Origin of the sequence: Sphingomonas sp. ABOLE (assembly GCF_003950455.1) — a bacterium.
Classification (GTDB): Bacteria; Pseudomonadota; Alphaproteobacteria; order Sphingomonadales; family Sphingomonadaceae; genus Sphingomonas; species Sphingomonas trueperi.
The window spans coordinates 156,973-180,399 of record NZ_QQWY01000004.1 but is presented as its reverse complement, the minus strand read 5'-3'; the positions used below and the strand labels follow the sequence as shown (position 1 = coordinate 180,399).

Genomic DNA, 23,427 nt, shown 5'->3' with positions numbered 1-23,427 from the left:
GCTCTATGTTTCGCCTAGCCCTTGCCGCCGCGCTGATGCTCGCGCCCGCCGAAACCCCCGTGCCGCTCCATGCTGGCGGGCGGGTGACCGCCGATGGCCGCTTCGGCTGGCCGGGCGTCTATTTCGAAGGGCGGTTCAAGGGAACGGCGGTGACGGTCTCGGTCGAGGCCGGCACCGACCATCTCGCCATCCTGATCGACGGTGTCGAGCGCGCCGTGCTCCAGAAACCGGGCCGCGTCGAGCGCCGCTTCGACGGGCTGGGCGAGGGCGAGCATGTCATCCGCGTCGAGAAGCTCACCGAGACGCAGAGCGGCTATAGCCGCATGCTCGGCATCACCACGAACGGAACGCCGCTGTCGCCGATCGTCCGGGCGCGGCGCGTGGAGTTCATCGGCGACTCGCACAGCGTTGGCTATGGCGACACCTCGGACAGCCGCACCTGCACGCCCGAAGCGGTGCACGACACGACCAACACCGCGCTCGCCTTCGGCCCGTTGCTCGCCAAGAAATGGGGCGCGGACTACCGGGTGATCGCTTTTTCCGGCCGCGGCGTGGTGCGCAACTATGCCGGGGGCAACCCGGGCGAGACGCTGCCGGTGCTCTATCCGCGCGCGATCCCCGGCGAGCCTGCCGCGGCTGCGCGCGACGGCTGGAAGCCGCAGCTGATCGTCCTCAACCTCGGCACCAACGATTTTTCGACCCCGGTGCATGCGGGCGAGGCGTGGAAGGACGAGGCGGCGCTGCGGGCCGACTATCGGGCGAGCTATGTCGCGTTCGTCCGCCGCTTGCAGCAGGCAAATCCGGGTGCACATTTCCTGCTGATGGGCGCCGCCAATTTCATCGCCGATGTCCGCGCGGTGGCCGCGGAGACGAAGGCCAGCGCTGTGGAAGTGCCGACGCTGGCGCTAACCGGCTGCAACTTCCACCCCTCGCTGGCGGATCAACAGCGCATGGCGGACCTGGTCGAGGCCGCGGTGGGCAAGCCGGACTGAACCTCCTTAGCGCTGCGCGTTCTGGCAGCGCTCGGGATGCTTGCGGCACTCCTTCTCGCGCTTGCGCATCTCCCGGCCGCGGTTGCGATCGGCTTCGTCCTGGCTGGTGGTGGCCCAGTCAACTGCCTGGCCGCCGGCGCGGACCGGCAGCGTCACGACCTTGGCGGCGGTCTTCACCACGCATCCCCCCGCCAGCAGCGGCAGCACGAGCAGAACGGGGAGGATGCGCATGGGATAAGCCTTACTTGCCGTTGGTCGTCAGGAAGCTATCCCGAGCCGGCACGCCGATGGAAGGGAAATCGGTGAAGAAGCCGTCGATGCCGGCTTTCAGGAACGCGGTGATCTCTTCGTCGAGCCGGCCATGCGCGGCCGGATCGGTGCCGACCCGATAGGCGGGCATCAGGAAGAAATTCTCGGCGCGGAAGGTCCAGGGATGGAGCTTCAGGCCTGCCGCATGCGCATCGGCGACCAGGGTCGACGGCGTGCCGTCGGTGGCGAGGATCTGGGTCAGCTCGGGACCGATGCCGGCGGCGTATTGCGCGACGGCCTTCAGCCCCTCGGGTGTCGCCATCTCCTTGTAGCTGGCATAGGCGTGATCGGCCGGGCCTTCGCTGCCGGCCATCAGCTGGATCAGCGGCACCTTGGTCATCGTGTGGAGCTGCTTGAGGTTGTTCACCTCGAACGACTGGATGAACACCGGCGCGTCGGCGCGGTCCCAGCCGGCGGCCTTGAGCTTGGCGACGAGGCGCGCCTCCAGCGGCAGGCCGATCGAGGCGAAATAGCTCGGATGCTTGGTCTCCGGATAGATGCCGATCACCCGATGCAGCCGTGCAGACTCCTTCTTGGCGAGCGCGATGATCTCGTCGAGCGTCGGGATCGTCGCCTGGCCGTCATAGGCGGTGTTTCCCGGACGGAGCTTGGGGAGGCGTTCCTTGGCGCGGAGCGTCTTGAGCTCGGCCAGGGTGAAATCCTCGGTGAACCAGCCGGTGATCGTCTGGCCATCGATCGTCTTGGTGGTCTTGCGGGCCGCGAATTCGGGATGCGCCGCGACGTCGGTCGTGTCGGTGATCGCATTCTCATGCCGCGCGACCAGCTCGCCGTCCTTGGTGGGGACGAGATCCGGCTCGATGAAATCGGCTCCGAGGTCGATCGCGCGCTGATAGGAGAGCAGGGTGTGTTCCGGCCGCTCGCCGCTGGCGCCGCGATGGCCGATCACGATGATGCGGGGCATGGGTTTCTGCATGGGCTTTCCTTGTCCGAAAGCGACGGTGGGCACCAGCAGTGCCATCGCCAACAGCATCCATCTCGTCACGGTCGTCTCCTTCGGCTAGGCGGGTAGAAAGCGGATGTGACGGGAGCGCGACAATTGGCGGATAACGACGGCGTTCTGGCAGCCGCGGAGGCCTGGCGCGGGGCGAAGATGGCGCTGGCGACGGTGGTGACCACCTGGGGCTCCGCCCCGCGTCCGCGCGGCAGCCATCTGCTCGTCCACGAGGACGGGCGGTTCGAAGGCTCGGTCTCGGGCGGGTGCGTCGAGACCGACATCCTGCAGACCGCCGCCGAAGTGATCGCCGGCGCGCCCGCGGTGGTGAAGGACTATGGCGTCGCCGATGCGGCGGCGTGGGAAGTGGGGCTGCCCTGCGGTGGGCAGATTGCGGTGCTGGTGCAGCCGGTCGCCGCGAACGGATTTCCGCCCGAGCTGTTCGACGCGATCCGCCAGGCGCGCGCCGAGGGCCGCCCGATCGAGGTCGGCACCGATCTCGCCACCGGGCAGAGCGCGATTCGAGCGGAGGGGTTCGTCAACCGCTATGATCCGCCACGGCGGCTGCTGATCGTCGGCGCGGTGCAGATCGCGCAGGCGTTGGCCGGGTTGGCGCGCGAGCTGGGCATCGCGACGACGGTGATCGACCCACGTGGGCGCTTCCTCACCGAGGAGCGCTTCCCCGGCGTGACGCTCGACGATCGCTGGCCGGACGAGGCGGTGACGGCGCTCAAGCCCGATCCGGCGACGGCAGTGGTGACGCTGAGCCACGATCCCAAGATCGACGATGCCGCGCTGATCGCGGCGCTGGCGCACCCCACCGGCTATGTCGCGGCGCTCGGCTCCCGGCGCAGCCAGGCGGCGCGGCTGGAACGACTTGGCGCGGCGGGCGTCTCAGCGGAGGATCTCGCGCGGATCGAGGGGCCGGCGGGGCTTTCGATCGGGGCGATCGGTCCGTCCGAGATCGCCCTGTCCATCGCCGCCGCCATGGTAAAGACCTTCCATGCTGACTCCTGAAAAGACCGCCCTCGTCCTGCTCGCCGCGGGCAAGTCCGAGCGCTTCGCCGACGGCGACAAGCTGACCGAGGAATATCTCGGCCACCCGCTGGCCTTCCATGTCGTGACCGCGCTGGAGAACATCCCGTTCCTCGCCCGGATCGCGGTGGTGTCGGACACGACGCTCGATTTCGCCGCGCGCGGGTTCCAGGTGGTGGAGAACCCCGATCCGTCGCAGGGCCAGGCGCGCTCGGTGCGCTACGGCGTGCAGGCGGCGGAGCAGGCGGGCGCGCAAGCCGTGCTGATCGCGCTGGCCGACATGCCGCGCGTCACCATCGCGCATTGCTACCGGCTGTTCGAGGCATCGGACAATGGCGCGACGTTGGTCGCTTCCAGCGACGGCGTCCAGCCGATGCCGCCCGCGCTGATCGGCCGCGATCACTTCGCCGAGCTGTGCAGCCTCGAAGGCGATGCCGGCGCGCGGACGCTGATCCTGCGCGGCCACCATGTCATCACCCGGCCCGAGGAACTGGTCGACATCGACACCCGCGAGGATCTCGAGGAACTGCGCGGGCGCGAGGCGGCCGCGGCTATTCGTGCCGCAAGGCGTCGATCGGATTGAGCGCGGCGGCGCGGCGCGCCGGGAAGAAGCCGAACACGATGCCGATCAGCGCCGAGATCGCGAAGCTGATCAGGTTGATCGACAGGTCGAAGGTGAAGGGCAGGTCGGCCAGCTTGGCCAGGCCCCAGGAGGCGAAGAAGGCGAGGCCGACGCCGATCAGTCCGCCCAGGCACGACAGCGCCACCGCCTCGACCAGGAACTGCAGCAGCACTTCCTTGCCGAGCGCGCCGATCGCGAGCCGGATGCCGATCTGTCGGGTACGCTCGGTGACTGATACCAGCATGATGTTCATGATGCCGATGCCACCGACCAGCAGGCTCACCGCGGCGATGGCGGCGACGAACAGCGTCATCTGCTGCATCTGGTTGCTCACCGTCGAGGCGAATTCGGCGCTGTCGAAGATGTCGAAATTGTCGGGCTGGTCGGGGGTCAGGTGGCGGCGCTCGCGCAGCAGGCCGACGATCGACTGCTTTACCGCTGCGGTATCATAGCCGGGCGCCACCGCGATCTGGATCGCGAGGACATTCTGGTTGCCGACGAAGCGGCGCTGCACCGTCTTGAGCGGCAGCACCACGGTGGAGTTGGGGTCGGTAAAGCCGGCATTGTCGCGCTTCTTGAGCACGCCCACCACCTCGCAGCTGACGGTGCCGAGGCGGAAACGCTCGCCGACCGGATCGTCGTTGGCGAAGAGATTGGCGCGGATCGTGTCGCCGATCACGCAGACCGACTTGCCGGCGCTCTGCTCGGCTTCGGTGAACCGCCGTCCGGCCGCGAACTCGAGATTCTGCGCTGTGAAATAGTCGTTGCTGGTGCCGGTGACGGATGCGTTCCAGTTCTGCGCATTACGCACCGCCAGCGCCGAGGCGGAGGCTTGCGGCGCCACCGCGCTGACCCCGCTCACCTGCTGGCGGATCGCCTGGATGTCGCCATTCTCGAACTGGGGCGGCGCATTGCCGCCACCGCGCCGACCGCCGCTGGGAAAGACAGTCAGCGTGTTGTTGCCGAGCGAGCTGATCGACGCTTGCACCGAGGCCGATACGCCGTTGCCCAGCGTCACCATGGTGATCACCGCCGCGACGCCGATGATGATGCCGAGCGTCGTCAGGAACGAGCGCAGGAGGTGGCGGCGAATTTCACGCAGCGAGAGGAGGAGGGTGGTGAACAGCATCGCCTCAGGCCCCCAAGCCGGCGGGGACTTCGGTCCGTTCGACCAGCCCGTCCTTGAAATGCACGATCGTCCGCGCAAAGCTCGCCATGTCGGGCTCGTGGGTCACCATCAGCACGGTGATCCCCAGCTCGGCATTGAGCCGTTGGAGAAGCTTCATGATCTCGACCGAGCGTTCGCTGTCGAGGTTGCCGGTCGGCTCGTCGGCGAGCAGCACGTCGGGTTTCGTCACGATCGCGCGGGCGATGGCGACGCGCTGCTGCTGGCCGCCGGAGAGCTCCGACGGCGTATGGTCCGCCCAGCGATCGAGCCCGACCTGTTCGAGCGCCGCCATCGCCGCCTCGCGCCGCGCCTTGCGGTGCTCGCCGCGATAGAGCAGCGGCAGCTCGACATTCTCCAGTGCGGTGGTGCGCGCGAGCAGGTTGAATCCCTGGAAGACGAAGCCGAGATAGCGGCGGCGCAGATAGGCGCGCTGGTCGCGGTCGAGCTGCTCGACATGGACGCCCCGGAACCGATAGCTGCCGCCGGTCGGCACATCGAGGCAGCCGAGGATGTTCATCGTCGTCGACTTGCCCGATCCCGATGCCCCCATCACCGCCAGGAACGCGCCGGCATCGATCGTGAGATCGACGCCCTTGAGCGCCTGGAACGCGGTCGGCCCCTCGCCGAACGTCTTGGTGATGCCCTGGAGCTGGATCAGCGGCTCGGCCATGTCAGTTCTGGTCGTCCTTGGCGGGCTTGGCCGCGCCATTGGCCTGGACCCCGACGATCACCTTCATGCCGGGCTTGAGCTGTGTGCTGGTCACCGCCGTGCGGCTGCCGTCGCTGGGGCCGGTGACGACCTCCACCTTCTGCGGCTTGCCATCCTTGCCGACGACATAGATGGTCTGCTTGCTGCCGCGGCCGATCGCCTTTTGCTGCTCCTCGCGACGCGGGCCGAACTGGATCCCGCCGCCGCCGCTTTTGGCACCAGCATCCTGCGGCGTGAATCGCAGCGCGCCGTTGGGGATCAGCAGCGTATTGTCCAGCTTCTCGACGCCGATCGTCGCGGTCGCCGTCATGCCGGGGCGCAGCGTCAGGTCCGGATTGGCGACCGAGAGGATCGCCGCATATGAAACGACCTGGTTGGCGGTGGTGGTGCTGCTGGTCGTCGCACTGGTCGTCGCGGTCGAGGCCGTGAGGTTCGAGCCGAGATCGACGCGGGTGATCTGCGCCGGAAAGGTGCGGCCGGGAAAGGCGTCGACGGTGAAGCTCGCCGGCAGCCCGACCTTGACCGACCCTACATCGGCCTCGTCGATCGCCACCTCCAGCTTCATATGGGTCAGGTCCTGCGCGATCACGAACATGTTGGGCGTGCTGAACTGCGCGGCGACGGTCTGGCCGGCGTCGACCTGGCGGGCGAGCACCACGCCGTTCACGGGCGAGCGGATGATCGAGCGGGTCCGCTGGGTCTGGTTCGACGACAGCGAGGCCTGGGCGGAAATGACATTGGCCTGGGCCGAGCGCAGATTGGCGCGCGCGCGGGCGACGGCGGCACGCGCGGTATCGAGCTCGGTCTTCGCGGGCACCTTGCCGCCAGACAAGCGGTTGACTTCCTCCATGCGGCGGAGCTGCGCGGTCGCCTCGTCCAGCGTCGCCTGGGTCTGCGCGACCGCGGCCTGGTTGGCGGACAGCGTCGCGCGGCTCTGGGTGATCGCGTCGTCGAGCCGGGCGGGGTCGATGATCGCGATCGTCTGCCCCTCGGTCACCCGGTCGTTGACGTCGACCAGCACCTTGAGGACCAGTCCCGAGATTTCGGAGCCCACCGTCACCTGCCGGATCGGCGCGAGCCTACCGGTGGCGGAGACGGTCACCGCCAGCGCGCCCTTCTCGGCGGGCACGGTGATGTAATTGGGCGGCGGCTTGGGCGCGAAGCAGCGCGAGACGAGCAGCCCCAGCACCACCACGACCAGCGCGATGATGATCCAGCGCAGGTTGCGCCGCCACCAGGGGCGCGGCTTGGTGCCCAGAAAGGTGTCGAGGTCCTGCGGGTCACTGGCCATCGGTGGCGCTGCCTGTTCTTGGAGGGAGGGGTGGGATCGGCGCGGCTTCGTCCCAGCCGCCGCCAAGCGCGACATAGAGCTGGATCAGCGCGGTCGCCTGTTCGGACTCGGCCTGGGACAGGCCGTTCTTGGCCGAAAGCAGCGCGCTTTCGGACTGGTTGAGCGTGGTGAAGTCGGTCAAGCCCGAGCGATACTGGAAGCGGGCGAGCAGTGCCTGGTTGGTCGCGGCCTCCAGCGCAGTGCGGAACGCCGCCTCACGCTCGCGGGCGGCCTGGAGCGCGACGATCGCATTCTCGATCTCCTCCATCGCCTGCAGCACGCTGGCCTTGTAGCTGTAGAAGGCGCCGTCCGCCCCGGCGCGGGCCGAGCGGAGCTGGCTGCGCAGCCGGCCCGAATCGAAGATCGTCTGGGCGACATTGGCGAAGGCGCGGCCGGTGATCAGGTCGAGCAGCGAGCGCACCGAGCTGCTGCCCGAGCTGATGCTGCCGCCGAGGCTGAGGCTGGGGTAAAGCTGGGCGCGGGATACGCCGATCTGCGCGGAGGCGGCGGCGAGGTTGCGCTCGGCCGCGCGCACATCGGGCCGCTGGCGCAGCGCATCGGCGGGAATGCCGGCGGCGACGCTGGCGGGGCCGCGCGGGATCGGCTTGGGCGCTGCCATCGCCTCGCGCAACGCGCCGGGCGTCTGGCCGGTCAGCACGCCCAGCCGGGCGACATTGGCGGCATAGCTGCTCTCGAGCTGCGGGATCGAGGCGGCGGTCTGCGATCGCTGCGCGCGCGCCTGTTCGGCATCGAGCGAGGAGACCAGGCCCGCCTGCACCCGCCACTGCGCGATCTGGAGATTCTCGTCCTGGATGGCGAGGCTTTCCCGCGCGTTGGCGAGCTGCGCCTGGGAGAGCCGTGCCTGCACATAGTTGCGCGCGGTTTCGGACTCGACCGACAGCAGCACCGCCGCCCGGTTGAACCCGGCCGCCTCGAAACTGGCCCGAGCGCTGCGGACGCCGCTGCGCACCCCGCCGAACAGATCGGCCTGGTAGCTCGCGTCGAGACCCAGCGAAAAGTTGCTGCTGCCGCCCTGCGAGAAGGAACCGATGGTGCCGTCGGGCAGCTGCGTGGTGATGCTGCCGCCACGCAGCGGCTCGTTGCGCGAATACCCCGCCGAACCGCGCACCGTCGGCAGCAGCGCCGAGCGCGACTGGACCAGCGACTCGCGCGCCTGGCGCAGCCGGATCACCGCCTGGGCAATATCGAGATTGGCGGTCTGCGCCTGGCCGATCAGCTGACCGAGCATCGGATCGTCGAACCTGTCCCACCAGCGCGCCAGATCCTCGCGCGCCTGCTGCTGCGGGTCGACCGAGAAGCGATCTGGCAGATCGATCGGCGCTGGGCTCTGTTGCGGGCGGGCGGAACCGGTGGAGCAGGCTGCAAGCGGCAGTGCCGCACAGAGCAACAGAGCAAGCGCAGGTCGTGCCATAGCGTTTTATATGGCTGATACGGTTTCGTACTTCCACTGAAATATGTTCGCAAAATGTAACGATGTTGCAACGTCGGGTGCCTTGCCTAGCCACCCCTTGCGCTCCTAGATGCCCGCCGACCAGGAGGGGTCTTGATGAGCGAGAATCTGTATCCGGTGCCGGAAAGCTGGGCGAAGACCGCCCGCGTCGATGCCGCAGCGTATGAACGTCTCCACGCCCAGTCGCTGTCCGATCCGGACGGGTTCTGGCTGGAACAGGCCCGGCGGCTCGACTGGATCGTCCCGCCGGCCACTGCCGGCGACTGGTCCTTCGACGAGGCCGATTTCCGCATTCGCTGGTTCGCCGACGGCAAGCTCAACGTCGCCGCCAACTGCCTCGACCGCCATCTCGCGACGCGCGGCGACCAGACTGCGATCCTGTGGGAGCCGGACGATCCCAGGGAAGATCCGCGCCGGATCACCTACCGCGAACTCCACGAACAGGTCTGCCGCTTCGCCAATGTGCTGAAGGCGGAAGGCGTGCGGAAGGGGGACCGGGTCACCGTCTACATGCCGATGATCCCCGAGGCGGCGGTGGCGCTGCTCGCCTGCGCGCGGATCGGCGCGATCCATTCGGTGGTGTTCGGCGGCTTCTCGCCCGAGGCCCTCGCCGGCCGCATCGTCGATTGCGACAGCCGCATCGTCATCACCGCCGACGAGGGCCGGCGCGGCGGCAAGCGCGTGCCGCTCAAGGCCAATGTCGACGCTGCGCAGAAGCATGCGCCCGTGCTCGAAAAGGTCATCGTCGTGCAGGCGACCGGCGGCGACGTCGTGATGCAACCCGGCCGCGACCTCTGGTACCACGAGGCGGCCGCCAAGGTCTCCGCCGACTGCCCAGCCGAGCCGATGGGTGCCGAGGACCCGCTGTTCATCCTCTACACCTCGGGTTCGACCGGCAAGCCCAAGGGCGTGCTCCATTCGAGCGGCGGCTATCTGCTGTGGGCGGCGTACACCCATGAGGTGGTGTTCGACTACCGGCCGGGGCAGGTCTATTGGTGCGCGGCGGACATCGGCTGGGTCACCGGGCACAGCTATATCGTCTACGGCCCGCTGGCCAATGGCGGGATCACGCTGATGTTCGAAGGCGTGCCGACCTGGCCCGATGCCGGCCGCATGTGGCAGGTGGTCGATCGGCACCAGGTCGAGATCCTCTACACCGCGCCCACCGCGCTCCGCGCGCTGATGAAGGAAGGCGACGGCTACGTCACCGCGACCAGCCGGACGTCGCTCAAGCTGCTCGGCTCGGTCGGCGAGCCGATCAACCCGGAGGCGTGGCGCTGGTATCATGACGTGGTGGGCGAGGGGCGCTGCCCGATCGTCGATACCTGGTGGCAGACCGAGACCGGCGGTCACATGATCACCCCGCTGCCGGGCGCCACCGCGCTCAAGCCGGGGTCTGCGTCGATGCCGTTCTTCGGTATCGAGCCGCAGCTGGTCGACGGCGACGGCGCGCTGCTCGAAGGTGCCACCGAGGGCAATCTCGTCATCGCGCGGAGCTGGCCGGGGCAGATGCGCACCGTCTGGGGTGATCACGAGCGTTTCTTCCAGACCTATTTCACCACCTATCGCGGCAAATACTTCACCGGCGACGGATGCCGCCGCGACGGTGATGGCTATTACTGGATCACCGGCCGGGTGGACGACGTGATCAACGTCTCGGGCCACCGCATGGGTACTGCCGAGGTGGAGAGCGCGCTGGTGCTCCACGACAAAGTGGCCGAAGCGGCCGTGGTCGGCATGCCGCACGACATCAAGGGGCAGGGCATCTATGCCTATGTGACGCTCAATGCCGGCGAGGAAGCGAGCGAGGCGCTCCGCAAGGAGCTGCGCGACTGGGTGCGCGGCGAGATCGGCCCGATCGCCACGCCCGACGCGCTCCAGTTCGCCCCCGGCCTGCCCAAGACCCGTTCGGGCAAGATCATGCGCCGCATCCTGCGCAAGATCGCCGAGGGCGATGTGAGTAGCCTGGGCGACACCTCGACGCTGGCCGATCCCGCGGTGGTCGACGATCTGGTCGCCAACCGAGTTGGGTGATCCGGCTCCCCCTCCCGCGCTCCGCGGGAGGGGGAATGCCCATGCGTACAGTTTCGCTTGTAACAAAATTCCATTGCGACGCCCCGCACCCCCCGTTACACTTGCCTAACACACACCGTGGTGGGGAAGCCTAACATCATGAAATTGCGTCGTTCCTTGTTGCTGACCAGCGCCGTTGCGCTGCTCGTCGCGTCGCCTGCGCTCGCCCAGGGCGGCAAGCCCAAATATGGCAGCTTCGGCGTCGACCTGACCGCGCAGCAGGCGGGCGTGAAGCCCGGCGATGACTTCTGGACCTTCGCCAATGGCGGCTGGGCCGCGCGCACCGAGATCGCCGCCGACCGCACCTCGGCCGGTCCGTTCGTCGATCTGGCGCTCGCCGCCGAGAACAATGTCCGCGCGCTGCTCGACGACATGGCCAAGAACCCTGCCGCTTACGGCGCGAGCGGCAAGCAGGTCGGCGATTTCTACGCCAGCTGGATGGACGAGGCCGGCATCGAGGCGCGCGGCACCGCGCCGCTCAAGCCCTATCTCGGCCGCATCGCGGCGGTGCAGGACAAGGGCGCGCTGCAGGTGCTGTTTGCCAGCGTCGGCTATGCCACGCCGGTCGAGGTGGAGATCACCCCCAGCCTCGCCGATCCGACCAAGTATACCGCGGCGGTGGGCCAGGGCGGCCTGGGCATGCCGCGCGACTATTTTCTGAACCAGGGCGCGAAGTTCGATGCGGCGCGCACCGCCTATCGCGCCTATGTGCAGAAGATCCAGGAACTGGCGGGCATCCCCGATGCCAGCGCCAAGGCCGATGCGATCGTCGCGCTCGAGACCGCGATGGCCAAGGTCCAGTGGTCGCCCGAGCAGAGCCGCGACATCGCCAAGCTCAACGACCCGCAGACCATCGCCGGGCTCACCGCCAAGGCGCCCGAGTTCGACTGGGCGCTGATGCTGAAGACTGCCGGGCTGGACAGTTCGCCGCAGATCCTGATGACCCAGAACACCGCGCTGATCGCGCTGGGCAAGATCTTCGCTGCGACGCCCTTGCAGACGTGGAAGGACTATCTCGCCTATCGCTTCGTGAGCGATCACGCGACCTATCTGCCCAAGGCGTTCGACCAGGCGCGGTTCGACTTCTATTCGAAGACGCTGTCCGGCGTGCAGGTACAGCGCGAGCGTTGGAAGCGCGGCGTGCAGATCGTCAACGGCGCGCTCGGCGAGGCGGTGGGCAAGGCCTATGTCGCCAAATATTATCCGCCCGAAGCCGAAAAGCAGATGGCCGAGCTGATCGAGAATCTACGCGATTCCTATCGCGAGCGGATCGAGGCTTCGACCTGGATGGACGACGCGACCCGCAAGGCCGCACTCGCCAAGCTCGCCGCGTTCGAGCCGCGCATCGGCCATCCGGAGAAGTATATCGACTATTCGGCGCTCAAGGTGGAGCGGGGCGATCTGCTCGGCAACGTGATGCGCTCGGGGGAGTTCGAGCATCAATTGGCGCTGTCGCGCTTCCCCAAGCCGGTCGATCGCAGCCTGTGGGCGATGACGCCGCAGACGGTGAACGCCTATTATAACCCGCTGTCGAACCAGATCACCTTCCCGGCGGCGATCCTGCAGCCGCCCTTCTTCGACCCCTATGCCGATCCGGCGGTCAATTACGGCGCAATCGGCGCGGTGATCGGCCATGAGATGGGCCATGGCTTCGACGATCAGGGCAGCATGTTCGGCCCCACCGGCAAGTTCGAGAACTGGTGGACGCCCAAGGCCAAGGAAGACTTCGCCGCACGCACCAAAGCGCTGGCCGGCCAGTACGACACCTATGAGCCGGTGCCGGGCACCAAGATCAACGGCCGGCTGACGCTGGGCGAAAATATCGGCGATCTCGGCGGCGTCGAGGCGGCGTACGGTGCATACCAGAAGTATCAGGCGAAGCACGGCAAGGCGAAGCCGGTCGGCGGGCTGACCGGCGACCAGCGCTTTTTCCTGGCCTATGCCCAGGCCTGGCGGGTGAAGGTGCGCGAGGATGCGCAGCGCCAGCAGCTGCTCACCGATCCGCACTCGCCGGCGACTGCGCGCGTCAACGGCATCGTTCGTAACGTCGATGCCTGGTACAAGGCGTTCGACATCAAGCCGGGCGACAAGCTGTACCTCGCACCGGAGCAGCGCGTGCACATCTGGTAAGCGCACCCCGTATCTTTACGGAAAAGGCCCGGCAGCGATGCCGGGCCTTTTTGCATTCTGCGAGAGAAAACGTTCGCACTTGCAGCGACTGCAACTGTGGCGGAGGGGCTTTGCAGTTGCGGACTCAGCCGACGACAACCAGATGCGGCGCCCGCGCTGCATTGCAGCAAAGCTGTTTCGAGGTAGTCATGTTTTCGCTGATCGCGCTTTATTTCGCCCATCGCCGTATGGCTGCTACGGGCCAGCTGATTCCGGCGAATGTCCGCGCGCTTGCGGCAGCCAACGAGCAGGAAGCGCTGGCCGTTCTGCCGCTCGCGGCCTGACTTCGAGACTCGTTCGCCTACTCCCCCTCGGGCGAACGACAGGGGCGCCGCTGTCCCCCCATTTCCGCGGCGCCCCGTCCCTCTTTCGGTGACGGTGCTTATTTGACGCCGTGCATCCAGCGCTTGAGCGGCCAGCTGAGCAGCAGCAGCAGAAGCCCAAGCCCGATCGCCCATTCCGAGATCAGCGTGAACACGCTGAGATAGGTCTCCAGGCTGACCTTGAGATTGGTCACCTGGCCGCCCACCGTCTCGACGCTGGCGAACTGCGCGATCACGCCCGCGACATATTGCGCGACCGAGATCGACAGGAACCACACGCCCATCATCATGCCGACGATCCGTGCGATCGAAAGCTTGGTGATCATGCTGAGGCCGACCGGCGAGATGCACAGCTCGGCGAAGCTGTGGATGAAGTAGAGCCCGGCGATCCACCAGACCGAGACCTTGAAGCTGCTGTCGGCCCAGTTGGCGCCCCAGACCAGGAACAGGAAGCCGCAGCCGACCGCGACCAGCGCGATGCCGAACTTCACCGGGATGCTCGGCTCCAGCCCGCGCTTGGCGAGGCCCGCCCACAGCATCGACATCAGCGGTGCCAGCAGCACGATGAACAGCGCGTTGAAGCTTTGCGTCTGCCCTGCGGTCATGGTGAACCAGCCGAAGATCGACAGGTTGGTATTGCGATCGGCGAACAGGGTGAGCGAGGAGCCCGCCTGCTCGAACAGCGTCCAGAACACGACGTTGAACACGATCAGCACCATCGCCGCCATCATCATCTGGAACTCGCGGCGATCGCCCGCGAAGAACGACCAGACGAGGATCGCCGGTACGCCGATCAGGAAGGTGCCGAACAGCAGCTTGCCCATCAGCGACAGCGACGCGACATAGCCGAGCAGGCCCGAACCGGCCGGCGCGGGCTCTGCCGCCATCAGGTTGATGTAGAGCAGATAAAAGAGCGGGATGACGCACAGCGCGCCGATATAGATCAGGATCTGCTGGCGGCCGGTGGCGGCCTTGGCGGGCGGTTCGCCGATGCCGTTGAGCTTGCCCCCGTCCAACTGGATCAGCGCCCAGGAGCAGAGCATGCCGATGGCGGCAAGGCCGAAGCCCGCCCACCAGCCGACCGCGACGGCCAGCCATGGGCAGAGCGCCTGCGACAGCATCGAGCCCAGGTTGATGCCCATGTAGAAGATGGTGAAGCCGGCATCCCGCCGGCTGTCGCCGGGGCGGTAGAGCTCGCCCACCATGGTCGAGATATTCGGCTTGAAGAAGCCGTTGCCCACCGACACCATCGACAGCGCGATCAGCATCACCATCACGTAGAAGGGGCTGCGATCGGCTTCGGATTCGAACCCGCCCTTGGCGATGGTGCGCACCGTCTGGCCATTCTCGCTGAGGGTGATCGAGCCGTCGTCATTGCCCTTGATCAGCTGCTTGTGGCCGGCATCGAGCACATAGCGCTGCTCGCCCGCGGCGGTCTTCTCGATTGCGACTTCATAGCGCTGCCCGTCGATCTTGGCATAGGGCGTCGCGGTCTGGCCGCCGAAGCACAGCACGAAATAGCCGATCGACATCAGGATCGCGCCGAACTTCACCGCGCGCTTGGAGCCGAGGAACTGGTCCGCCAGATAGCCGCCGACCAGCGGGGTGAGATAGACCAGGGCGGTGTACCCGCCATAGAGGCCGGTTGCCTCGCGATCACCGAACAGGAAATGCTGGGTGAGGTACAGCGTCAGCAGCGCCCGCATGCCGTAGAAGCCGAAGCGCTCCCACATCTCGGTGGAGAAGAGGCGCGCCAGCTGGCGGGGATGGCCGAACCAGGTCTTTTCGTCGGCGGGGTTTACGTGGGAGATATCCGGTTCTGCCGGGGAATCGGCAGTGGGTGTGTCGACCATGCAGGTTTACGTCCTAAAGGTGGGATCCGGGCGCATGGGCCCGGTGCATGGGCGCGCAGACTAGAGCCTGCATCGCCGCTGTAAAGTCGCCCGGCTTGGCGGGGGCGGGACAGCACCCTAGATGGCGCGCATGACCTTCAACGATCGCGCCACGCCGCTCCGCCTCCTCCAGACCCGCCGATCAGGCAAGCCGCGCGACCTGGTGGCGCCGGGGCCCAGCGACGAGCAGCTCGACCAGATGGCGGCGATCGCTGCGCGGACGCCCGATCACGGCAAGCTCGCCCCTTGGCGCTTCGTGATCGTGCCGGACGACGCGCGGCCTGCGCTGGCGCTGAAGCTGGTCGAGATCCTGCGCGCCGAAAAGCCCGACGCCACCGCACGCGACGAAGAGGCTGCCGCGCAGTTCGCGACGCAGGCACCGGCGCTGGTGGTGGTGCTCTCCGCCCCCGTCCAGCCGCACAAGGTGCCGCTGTGGGAGCAGGAGCTGTCGGCAGGCGCCGCCTGCATGAACCTGCTCCATGCCGCGCACGCGATGGGCTTTGCCGGCGGCTGGCTGACCGGCTGGCCTGCTTATTCCGACGCGGTGCGCGACCTGTTCGGCAGCGAGGGCCAGCGCATCGCCGGCTTCGTCTTCCTCGGCACGCCCGGCCGTCCGCTCGAGGAGCGCCCGCGCGGCGAACTGTCCCAGATCGTCCATCGGTGGAATCCCTGAGTATGGACTCGAAGGGCATCTGCTGTATTATGGCAGCATGACAGCCCTGGAGCACGAAGACAGCCCGGTCTACCTCAAGCTGCGCGCGATCATCGCCGCGGCGATCCTGCGCGGCCAGTACCGCGCGGGGGACCAGCTTCCCTCGGTCCGCGCGCTCGCCGCCGAGCATGGCGCGAACCCGTTGACCGTGGCCAAGGCCTATCAGAGCTTCCAGGACGACGGCTATGTCGAGGTCCGCCGCGGCGTCGGCATGTTCGTCGTGCCCGGTGCGGTCGAGCGGCTGCGCACGGCGGAGCGCGAACGCTTCCTCACCGGCTTCTGGCCGCGGGTGAGGGACCATATCGCGCTGCTCGGCCTCGATGCGCGCGCGCTGCTCGATGGCAGCCACGAGATCGCCTGAGGCCATGGCCGAGCCCAAGCCGGGCTGGAAGCGCACGCTGGCCGGCTGGGCGGCGACGCTGGGCATCTTCTTCCTGTTCCAGAGCGCGGTGGCGCGGCCCTATTACATCCCCTCGGGATCGATGATGCCCGCGCTGCGCACCGGCGACCGGCTGGTCGCCACCAAATTCCCCTATGGCTTCTCGCAGGCCTCGCTGATGGTTCATGGCAAGAGCATTTCGCCCGTGCGGCTGTTCGGCGGCACGCCGGCGCGCGGGGACATCGTCATCGTCGTCCGGCGCGGCGACGGCGAGGATCTGATCAAGCGGGTGATCGGGCTGCCCGGCGATACGGTGGCGGTGCGCCACGGCGTGGTGATCCTCAACGGCAAACCCGTGCCGCGAGTCGCCGAGGGGCGAGCCCGGATCCCGGTCGACGCGGCGGTGCCGTGCGACGAGGGCCCGATCGCCGCGTTCCGTACGCGGGAAGCGGACGGCAAGCTCTATTGCGAACCCCCGCTCTATCGCGAGACGCTGCCGAACGGGGCGAGCTATAACGTGCTCGACCTGGGGGACACCATGCTGCCGAACGGTTTTCTCAGCCCCGGCGACAATTATGGGCCGATCACCGTACCCGCGGGCCATGTGTTCCTGATGGGCGACAATCGCGACCAGTCCGCCGACAGCCGTTTCGGTTCGGATGAACTGGGGCTGGGCGGTCCGGTGCCGCTGGAGACGATCGCCGGCCGCGCCGAACTGGTGACGCACAGCTTCGACGGCGAGGGGTCGTGGTTCAACCCGCTCGCCTATGTGACCGCGATCCGCTGGGACCGCAGCGTCACCAGCCTGCGGCCCAAGCACGCCGATTGAGCACGATGCTGCAATGGGTCGTCGCGGCGGCGATCGTGGTGGCGATACCGCTGCTGGTCCGCTGGGGCCTTGGCCGCACGCGGGGCAAGGCGGGTGCCGCGGCGCTGATGCTCGGCCTCGCCTTCGGGCATCTGTTCGATCCTGCCCGGGCAGAGGCCACCGAGTCGCTGCAGAAGCGCCGCGAGCAGGGCGAGGCGGCTGGCGAAGAAGCCGGTGCCGCGTCATTGGGTACTTCCCCTAAGCACCTCTCCGAATAGGGGGTTCGCAGGTCCGGGCGCATGCCTCCCGCCGACAGGGTTTCGGATGGAGGAAGCGATGTTCGAACAGGCAATCCAGACCGTGCGGACGCAAGGGCACCAGCCCGCCCGCTATGGCAATTTCATCGGCGGCCGCTGGGTGGATCCCATCGAGGGCCACTGGTTCACCGATCACAGCCCGATCAACACCAGGCCGCTGGCCGAGATCGCCCAGTCCACGCCCGCCGATGTCGAGGCGGCACTCGACGCCGCGCATGCCGCACGGGTGCGCTGGGCCGCCGTCTCGCCGCAGGAGCGCGCGCTGATCCTCAACCGAGTCGCCGATCGGCTCGAGGCGAACCTGGAGCTGCTCGCGCTCGCCGAGACGATGGATAACGGCAAGCCGATCCGCGAGACCCGCGGCGCCGACGTGCCGTTGGCGATCGACCATTTCCGCTATTTCGCCGGCTGCGTCCGCGCGTCCGAAGGCACGATCTCGACGATCGACGAGAAGACCATCGCCTATCACTTCAAGGAGCCGATCGGCGTGGTCGGCCAGATCATCCCGTGGAACTTCCCGCTGCTGATGGCGGCGTGGAAGATCGCCCCGGCGCTGGCGGCGGGCAATTGCACCGTGATCAAGCCCGCCTCGCAGACCCCGCTCAGCCTGCTGCTTTTCGCCGAGCTGACCGCGGACATCCTGCCGCCGGGCGTGGTCAACATCGTCACCGGGCCGGGCGCCTCGGTGGGCCGGGCGATCGCCGCCAATCCGCGCATCGGCAAGGTGAGCTTCACCGGCGAGACCACCACCGGCCGCCAGATCATGCAGTACGCCGCCGAGCATCTGATCCCGCAGACCATGGAGCTGGGCGGCAAGTCGCCCAACATCTTCCTGGCCGACGTGATGCAGGAGGACGACGCGTTCCTCGACAAGGCGCTGGAAGGCTTCGCGCTGTTCGCCTTCAACAAGGGCGAGGTGTGCACCTGCCCGAGCCGCGCGCTGGTGCAGGAATCGATCTTCGAGACGTTCATGGAGCGCGCCGTCAAGCGTGTCGGCGCGATCAAGGTCGGCGATCCGCTCGACCCCACCACGCAGATGGGGCCGCAGGCCTCCGAGGACCAACTCCACAAGATCCTCGGCTATATCGATGTGGGGCGCAGCGAGCTTGCCGAGTGCGTGACCGGCGGCACGCGGGCGCTGCCGGGCGGCGCGCTCGACCAGGGCTATTTCGTCGAACCCACGGTGTTCGTCGGCCACAACAAGATGCGGATCTTCCAGGAGGAGATCTTCGGGCCCGTCCTCTCTGTTACCACCTTCAAGACGGTGGAAGAGGCGATCGAGATCGCCAACGACACCCCCTATGGCTTGGGTGGCGGCGTGTGGAGCCGCAACGGCATCCAGGCCTATCAGATCGGCCGCGCGATCGAGGCCGGCCGCGTCTGGACCAATTGCTACCATGTCTATCCCGCGCATGCGGCGTTCGGCGGGTACAAGGAGTCGGGCTTCGGCCGCGAGACGCACAAGATGATGCTCGACCATTATCAGCAGACCAAGAACCTGCTGGTCAGCTACGACACCGCCGCGCGCGGCCTGTTCTGAAAAGCGGAGAGGAATCCCATGCGCAAGACCATGAAAGCCGCCGTCGTCCGCGAATTTGGCAAGCCGCTGGTGATCGAGGAAGTGCCGGTGCCGCAGGTGGGGCCTGGCCAGATCCTGGTGAAGATCGCGGCGAGCGGCGTGTGCCACACCGATCTCCACGCCGCGGAAGGCGACTGGCCGGTCAAGCCCAAGCCGCCCTTCATTCCCGGCCATGAAGGCGTCGGCCATGTCGCCGCGGTGGGGGCGGGCGTCACCCATGTGAAGGAAGGCGACCGGGTAGGCGTGCCCTGGCTCTACACCGCCTGCGGCCATTGCATGCACTGCCTGGGCGGTTGGGAGACGCTCTGCGAGAGCCAGCAGAACACCGGCTATTCGGTGAATGGCGGGTTTGCCGACTATGTGCTGGCGGACCCCAACTATGTCGGCATCCTGCCCGACACTGTCGGCTTCGTGGAGATCGCGCCGGTGCTGTGCGCGGGCGTGACGGTCTACAAGGGTCTCAAGGTCACGGATACCAAACCGGGCGACTGGGTGGCGATCTCCGGCATCGGCGGGCTGGGGCATATGGCGGTGCAATATGCCAAGGCGATGGGGCTCAATGTCATCGCGGTCGACATCGACGACGACAAACTGGCACTGGGGCGGAAGCTGGGCGCCGAACTGACCGTCAACGCGCTGCACGAGGACCCGGCGGCATTCGTGAAGAAGGCGATTGGCGGCGCGCGGGGCGTGCTGGTGACCGCAGTTTCGACCAAGGCATTCCAGCAGGCGCTGGGCATGGTCGGGCGCGGCGGCACCGTTTCGCTCAACGGCCTGCCGCCGGGGGACTTCCCGCTCTCGATCTTCGACACGGTGCTCAACGGCATCACCGTGCGCGGCTCGATCGTCGGCACCCGGCTCGACCTGCAGGAGGCGCTCGATTTCGCCGGGCAGGGCAAGGTCCATGCGACCGTCGCCACCGAGCGCCTGGAAAACGTCAACAGCGTGTTCGATCGGATGCGCAAGGGCGAGATCGAAGGGCGGATCGTGCTCGACATGGCCTGAAGCGCCATCGACAGGGGCGGCGGCGGTTCCTAAGCTGCCGCGCATGCAGGACAATCTCACGGCCGCGCGGCCGAGCTTCGTCACCCATCTCGAATGCTCGATGACGGGCGAGACCTATGCGGCGGACCAGCTGCACGGGCTCTCGCGCGTCGGGCGGCCGCTGCTGGTGCGCTATGATCTGGCGGGGGTGGGCGCGGCGCTGACTCGCGAGGCGCTGGCGGCGCGGCCGACGGATCTGTGGCGCTGGCGCGAACTGCTGCCGGTGCGGCGGGCGGAGAGCATCGTCTCGCTCGGCGAGATCGAGACGCCGCTGATCGACATTCCCAAGTCCGGGGGGCCGGGTGCGATCGTCAAGGACGAAGGCCGGCTGCCGACCGGCTCGTTCAAGGCGCGCGGGCTGGTGATGGCGGTGAGCATGGCGCGCGAGCTGGGCGTCACGCGCATTGCGATGCCGACCAACGGCAATGCCGGCGCGGCACTCGCCGCCTATGCCGCGCGCTGCGGCATCGAGACGGTGATCCTCTGCCCGGAAGAGACGCCGGAAGTGAACGTCCGCGAGATCGCCGCGCAGGGGGCGCGGGTCTACCGGGTCAACGGCCAGATCGACGAGTGCGGGGCGATCGTCGGGCGCGGGGCGGCGGAGGGGCGCTGGTTCGATTTCTCGACGCTCAAGGAGCCGTACCGGATCGAGGGCAAGAAGACGATGGGGCTGGAGCTCGCCGCGCAGTGCGGCTGGGAGCTGCCCGACGCGATCTTCTATCCCACCGGCGGCGGCACCGGGCTGATCGGCATGTGGAAGGCGTTCGACGAGCTGGAGCGGCTCGGCTGGATCGGATCGAAGCGGCCGCGGATGTATGCGGTCCAGGCATCGGGCTGCGCGCCGATCGTCCGCGCCTTCGAGGCGGGCGAGGAGCATGCCGAGCGCTGGGAAAATGCCGCGACGGTCGCGGCGGGCATCCGCGTGCCGCGCGCGGTGGGTGACTTCCTGATCCTGCGCGCGGTGCGCGAGTCCGGCGGGCGGGCGCTGGCGGTGGGCGATCCCGCAATCCTGCAGGCGGTGGACGACTGCGCGCGCAAGGACGGGCTGCTGCTCTGCCCCGAGGGCGGAGCGACGCTGGCGGCCTATCGGCAGGCGATGCGGGACGGGCTGGTCGATCCGAAGGAGCGGACCGTGCTGTTCAACTGCGCGACCGGGTTGAAATACCCGTTGCCGGAGGCGGGGACGTGGCTGGACAAGGATGCGGTGGGGGATCTGGCGGCGTTGTGAGGAGATGAAGCCCTTTTGCCTGAAGGGCGTGTAGTGTCATGGCAGCGTGCACAGGTGTACGAACGCTATGAGCCTCCGTCAGACTTCTTGAAGGGCATTATCGCGGAAGAGGTGACGCTTGCCGACGGCCCCCTTGCGCAGGCCAACCTCAATCTCCTCATCGAACTCACGCGGGATGCGGATCGCGCAAACCGCGACTGGGCCACCATGCTCCTGAGCCAGGAGGGAGGCGATACGCCTGCGGTGCGAGCGGTTCTTCTTGTTGCTGCGAGAGACGAAGACGCAGTCATCCGAGCGGAGGCCGCGCTGGGGCTGGCAAGCCGCGATCCCGGACTCGCATTGCCGTTCGTGCAGGAAGCCCTGCGCGGGAACACCATTACCCCACCCATGCTGGAGGCGGCCGCGCTTTGCGCGCATCCCTCGCTGATCGAGGATCTGCGCGTCTGGGCGGAACCGTCCGACAACGCGTTCGCGGACAAGCTTGCCGCCGACGCATTGGCGGCCTGCCTGCGCGCTGAGCCGAGAGCGAATCTCTGACCTCCCCCTCCGTCAGGCCTGCGGCGGCACCTCCCCCTGGCGGTGGAGGATTACTCCACCAAGCCCCTCAAGCCGCGAAAGCCTCCGCCTCCATCGCGTACAGCACCGCCGCCTTCGCCATCGCCGCCGCGCGCAGACCGAGCGCCTCGGGCACGATCTGTTCGACATAGAAGCGGGCTGCGGCCTGCTTCATCTTCAGGAAACCGGGCTCGCCGTCGCTCTGCGCCGCCAGCCGGCCGCTCTTCTCCATCAGCCAGCCGCACACCGCGACCGACAGCATCGTCAGGAACGGATAGCTCGCCGCCAGCCGGTCGTCGGCATCGCTGCCCAGCAGGTTGCGGCCGACGTCCTCGCAGGCGTCGATCAGCGACCGCAGGCCCGCATCCTCGGCCTCGGCGCGCATGTCCGCCAGCAGGCCGAGCAATGTCGCGCCATTGTCCATGCTCAGCTTGCGGCCGACCAGGTCGGCGGCCTGGATGCCGTTGGTGCCCTCGTAGATCGGGGTGATGCGGGCGTCGCGGAAATGCTGGGCGGCGCCGGTCTCCTCGATATAGCCCATCCCGCCATGCACCTGCACGCCGAGGCTCGCGACCTCGTTGCCGAGGTCGGTCGCGTGCGCCTTGGCGAGCGGGGTGAGCAGCTCGACGCGCTTGTCCGCCTCCGCGTCCCCGGCGCGGCCGCGATCGAGCTGGCCGAAGGCGTAATAGACCAGCGCCCGCGCCGCCTGGGTCTGCGCCTTCATCCGCAGCAGCATGCGGCGGACGTCGGGATGCTCGATGATCGCGGCGGGGGCACCGCCGCGATAGCCCTGCACCCGTTCGCGGGCATAGGCGACCGCGCGCTGGGTGGCGCGCTCGGCGACCTGGACGCCCTGCAGGCCGACGTTGAGGCGGGCGTTGTTCATCATCGTGAACATCGCGCGGATCCCGCCCAGCTCGGGGCCGATCAGCTCGCCGATGCAATCGTCATGGTCGCCGAAGCTCAGCACGCAGGTGGGCGAGGCATGCAGGCCCATCTTGTGCTCGATCGAGACGACCTTGATGTCGTTGAAATCGCCCGGCGTGCCGTCGTCCTTGAGCCGGTATTTGGGCACCAGGAACAGTGACAGGCCCTTGGTGCCCGCCGGCGCACCCGGGGTGCGGGCCAGCACCAGATGGACAATATTGTCGGCCATGTCGTGGTCGCCGAACGAAATGTAGATCTTGGTGCCCTTGATCTTCCATGTGCCGTCGCCCGCCGGTTCGGCCCTGGTCTTCACTGCGCCGACATCCGAGCCCGCTTGGGGCTCGGTGAGGTTCATCGTGCCGGTCCATTCGCCGGTCGCCAGTTTCGGCAGATACTGCGCCTGCTGCTCGGGCGAGCCGTGGTGGTGCAGCGCCTCGACCGCCCCGACGGTCAGCACCGGGCAGAGGCAGAAGCCCATGTTCGCGGTGCCCAGCGTCTCGAGGACGGCCACCGACAGGCTCACCGGCAGCCCCTGGCCGCCATGCTCGGCGGGCGAGCCGATCGTGCCCCAGCCACCCTCGACATAGGCGCGATAGGCGGCGGCGAAGCCTTCCGGCATCGTCACGCCCTGCTCGGTCCAGCGTGCGCCCTCCGTGTCGCCCAAGCGTTCGAGCGGTGCCCATTCGCCCGCGGCGAACTGGCCGGCGCCGTCGAGCACGGCATCGAGCAGGTCGGGCGTGGCCTCTGCGCTGATCTCGGACAGGCGGACGATATGGTCGAGCACGAAGCGCTGCTCGGCGGTGGCGGGGGTGAACATCAGGCCTCTCTCTTGT

The 23,427-nt window shown here is 67.8% G+C and carries 22 protein-coding genes; 14 read left to right on the top strand and 8 right to left on the bottom strand.

Annotation, left to right across the window (positions count from 1 at the left end; all coding sequences use genetic code 11):
- Positions 1 to 5: 5 nt before the first annotated feature.
- On the top strand, positions 6 to 992 hold the full coding sequence (locus CA234_RS04355) for an SGNH/GDSL hydrolase family protein (RefSeq protein ID WP_125976265.1): 987 nt from the start codon (positions 6 to 8) through the stop codon (positions 990 to 992).
- 6 nt (positions 993 to 998) lie between these two features.
- Here the strand turns inward: CA234_RS04355 and CA234_RS04350 are convergent, their stop codons facing one another.
- Complete coding sequence (locus CA234_RS04350; protein ID WP_125976267.1) at positions 999 to 1,223, bottom strand: hypothetical protein; 225 nt, start codon at positions 1,221 to 1,223, stop codon at positions 999 to 1,001.
- Positions 1,224 to 1,233: 10 nt separating this feature from the next.
- Complete coding sequence (locus CA234_RS04345) at positions 1,234 to 2,235, bottom strand: glycerophosphodiester phosphodiesterase (RefSeq protein WP_241213232.1); 1,002 nt, start codon at positions 2,233 to 2,235, stop codon at positions 1,234 to 1,236.
- Positions 2,236 to 2,358: 123 nt separating this feature from the next.
- Between CA234_RS04345 and CA234_RS04340 the strand changes: the two genes are divergently transcribed.
- Together CA234_RS04340 and CA234_RS04335 are read left to right on the top strand one after the other, a co-directional pair.
- On the top strand, positions 2,359 to 3,270 hold the full coding sequence (locus tag CA234_RS04340) for an XdhC family protein (protein ID WP_125976269.1): 912 nt from the start codon (positions 2,359 to 2,361) through the stop codon (positions 3,268 to 3,270).
- On the top strand, positions 3,257 to 3,871 hold the full coding sequence (locus CA234_RS04335) for a nucleotidyltransferase family protein (protein WP_125976271.1): 615 nt from the start codon (positions 3,257 to 3,259) through the stop codon (positions 3,869 to 3,871). The genes CA234_RS04340 and CA234_RS04335 overlap by 14 nt, the downstream gene beginning before the upstream one ends.
- Here CA234_RS04335 and CA234_RS04330 read toward each other — a convergent pair.
- The 4 genes from CA234_RS04330 to CA234_RS04315 are packed head-to-tail and all read right to left on the bottom strand — an operon-like array spanning position 3,840 to position 8,549.
- Positions 3,840 to 5,039 (bottom strand): ABC transporter permease, encoded by a 1,200-nt coding sequence (locus CA234_RS04330; protein WP_126000994.1) that lies wholly within the window; start codon positions 5,037 to 5,039, stop codon positions 3,840 to 3,842. The genes CA234_RS04335 and CA234_RS04330 overlap by 32 nt on opposite strands.
- Before the next feature lie 4 nt (positions 5,040 to 5,043).
- Positions 5,044 to 5,748: an ABC transporter ATP-binding protein gene (locus CA234_RS04325; RefSeq protein ID WP_126000993.1), complete on the bottom strand. Its 705-nt coding sequence runs from the start codon at positions 5,746 to 5,748 to the stop codon at positions 5,044 to 5,046.
- 1 nt (position 5,749) lies between these two features.
- Entirely contained in the window at positions 5,750 to 7,078 is a 1,329-nt protein-coding gene (locus CA234_RS04320; protein ID WP_126000992.1) for an efflux RND transporter periplasmic adaptor subunit, read from the bottom strand.
- Positions 7,068 to 8,549 carry an efflux transporter outer membrane subunit gene (locus CA234_RS04315; protein ID WP_125976279.1) on the bottom strand — a complete coding sequence of 494 codons (1,482 nt, stop codon included), beginning with the start codon at positions 8,547 to 8,549 and terminating at the stop codon, positions 7,068 to 7,070. The genes CA234_RS04320 and CA234_RS04315 overlap by 11 nt, the downstream gene beginning before the upstream one ends.
- Positions 8,550 to 8,684: 135 nt before the next feature.
- On the opposite strand from CA234_RS04315, the gene acs reads away from it, so the two are divergent.
- The 3 genes from acs (at position 8,685) to CA234_RS25140 (ending at position 13,114) form a co-directional block, all read left to right on the top strand.
- Entirely contained in the window at positions 8,685 to 10,622 is a 1,938-nt protein-coding gene (gene acs / locus CA234_RS04310) for an acetate--CoA ligase (RefSeq protein ID WP_126000991.1), read from the top strand.
- A 138-nt stretch (positions 10,623 to 10,760) separates the two neighbouring features.
- Positions 10,761 to 12,791, top strand: coding sequence for a M13 family metallopeptidase (locus CA234_RS04305; protein ID WP_206431082.1), 2,031 nt, complete (start codon positions 10,761 to 10,763; stop codon positions 12,789 to 12,791).
- Between the two features lie 188 nt (positions 12,792 to 12,979).
- The gene (locus tag CA234_RS25140) at positions 12,980 to 13,114 is read left to right on the top strand and encodes a hypothetical protein (protein ID WP_277600108.1); all 135 of its coding nucleotides are present in this window, start codon (positions 12,980 to 12,982) and stop codon (positions 13,112 to 13,114) included.
- Between the two features lie 98 nt (positions 13,115 to 13,212).
- Here the strand turns inward: CA234_RS25140 and CA234_RS04300 are convergent, their stop codons facing one another.
- Positions 13,213 to 15,006, bottom strand: coding sequence for a peptide MFS transporter (locus tag CA234_RS04300; RefSeq protein WP_126000990.1), 1,794 nt, complete (start codon positions 15,004 to 15,006; stop codon positions 13,213 to 13,215).
- A gap of 130 nt (positions 15,007 to 15,136) precedes the next feature.
- Here CA234_RS04300 and CA234_RS04295 point away from each other — a divergent pair, with 130 nt between their 5' ends.
- From CA234_RS04295 to CA234_RS04260, 8 genes are read left to right on the top strand one after another with little or no spacing between them, the layout of a single operon-like run.
- Complete coding sequence (locus CA234_RS04295; RefSeq protein WP_125976364.1) at positions 15,137 to 15,718, top strand: nitroreductase; 582 nt, start codon at positions 15,137 to 15,139, stop codon at positions 15,716 to 15,718.
- Between the two features lie 37 nt (positions 15,719 to 15,755).
- Positions 15,756 to 16,118 (top strand): GntR family transcriptional regulator, encoded by a 363-nt coding sequence (locus CA234_RS04290; protein WP_125976284.1) that lies wholly within the window; start codon positions 15,756 to 15,758, stop codon positions 16,116 to 16,118.
- On the top strand, positions 16,096 to 16,965 hold the full coding sequence (lepB, locus tag CA234_RS04285; RefSeq protein WP_241213231.1) for a signal peptidase I: 870 nt from the start codon (positions 16,096 to 16,098) through the stop codon (positions 16,963 to 16,965). The genes CA234_RS04290 and lepB overlap by 23 nt, the downstream gene beginning before the upstream one ends.
- Complete coding sequence (locus tag CA234_RS04280; protein ID WP_125976286.1) at positions 16,962 to 17,222, top strand: hypothetical protein; 261 nt, start codon at positions 16,962 to 16,964, stop codon at positions 17,220 to 17,222. Before lepB ends, CA234_RS04280 begins: the two co-directional genes overlap by 4 nt.
- A gap of 58 nt (positions 17,223 to 17,280) precedes the next feature.
- On the top strand, positions 17,281 to 18,801 hold the full coding sequence (locus CA234_RS04275; protein ID WP_125976288.1) for an aldehyde dehydrogenase family protein: 1,521 nt from the start codon (positions 17,281 to 17,283) through the stop codon (positions 18,799 to 18,801).
- A gap of 18 nt (positions 18,802 to 18,819) precedes the next feature.
- Complete coding sequence (gene adhP / locus CA234_RS04270; RefSeq protein ID WP_126000988.1) at positions 18,820 to 19,845, top strand: alcohol dehydrogenase AdhP; 1,026 nt, start codon at positions 18,820 to 18,822, stop codon at positions 19,843 to 19,845.
- Between the two features lie 43 nt (positions 19,846 to 19,888).
- The gene (locus CA234_RS04265) at positions 19,889 to 21,112 is read left to right on the top strand and encodes a threonine synthase (protein WP_125976292.1); all 1,224 of its coding nucleotides are present in this window, start codon (positions 19,889 to 19,891) and stop codon (positions 21,110 to 21,112) included.
- A gap of 54 nt (positions 21,113 to 21,166) precedes the next feature.
- Entirely contained in the window at positions 21,167 to 21,649 is a 483-nt protein-coding gene (locus CA234_RS04260; RefSeq protein ID WP_126000987.1) for a lyase, read from the top strand.
- A 67-nt stretch (positions 21,650 to 21,716) separates the two neighbouring features.
- On the opposite strand, the gene CA234_RS04255 is transcribed toward CA234_RS04260, so the two are convergent.
- Complete coding sequence (locus CA234_RS04255; protein WP_125976296.1) at positions 21,717 to 23,411, bottom strand: acyl-CoA dehydrogenase; 1,695 nt, start codon at positions 23,409 to 23,411, stop codon at positions 21,717 to 21,719.
- Positions 23,412 to 23,427: the final 16 nt, after the last annotated feature.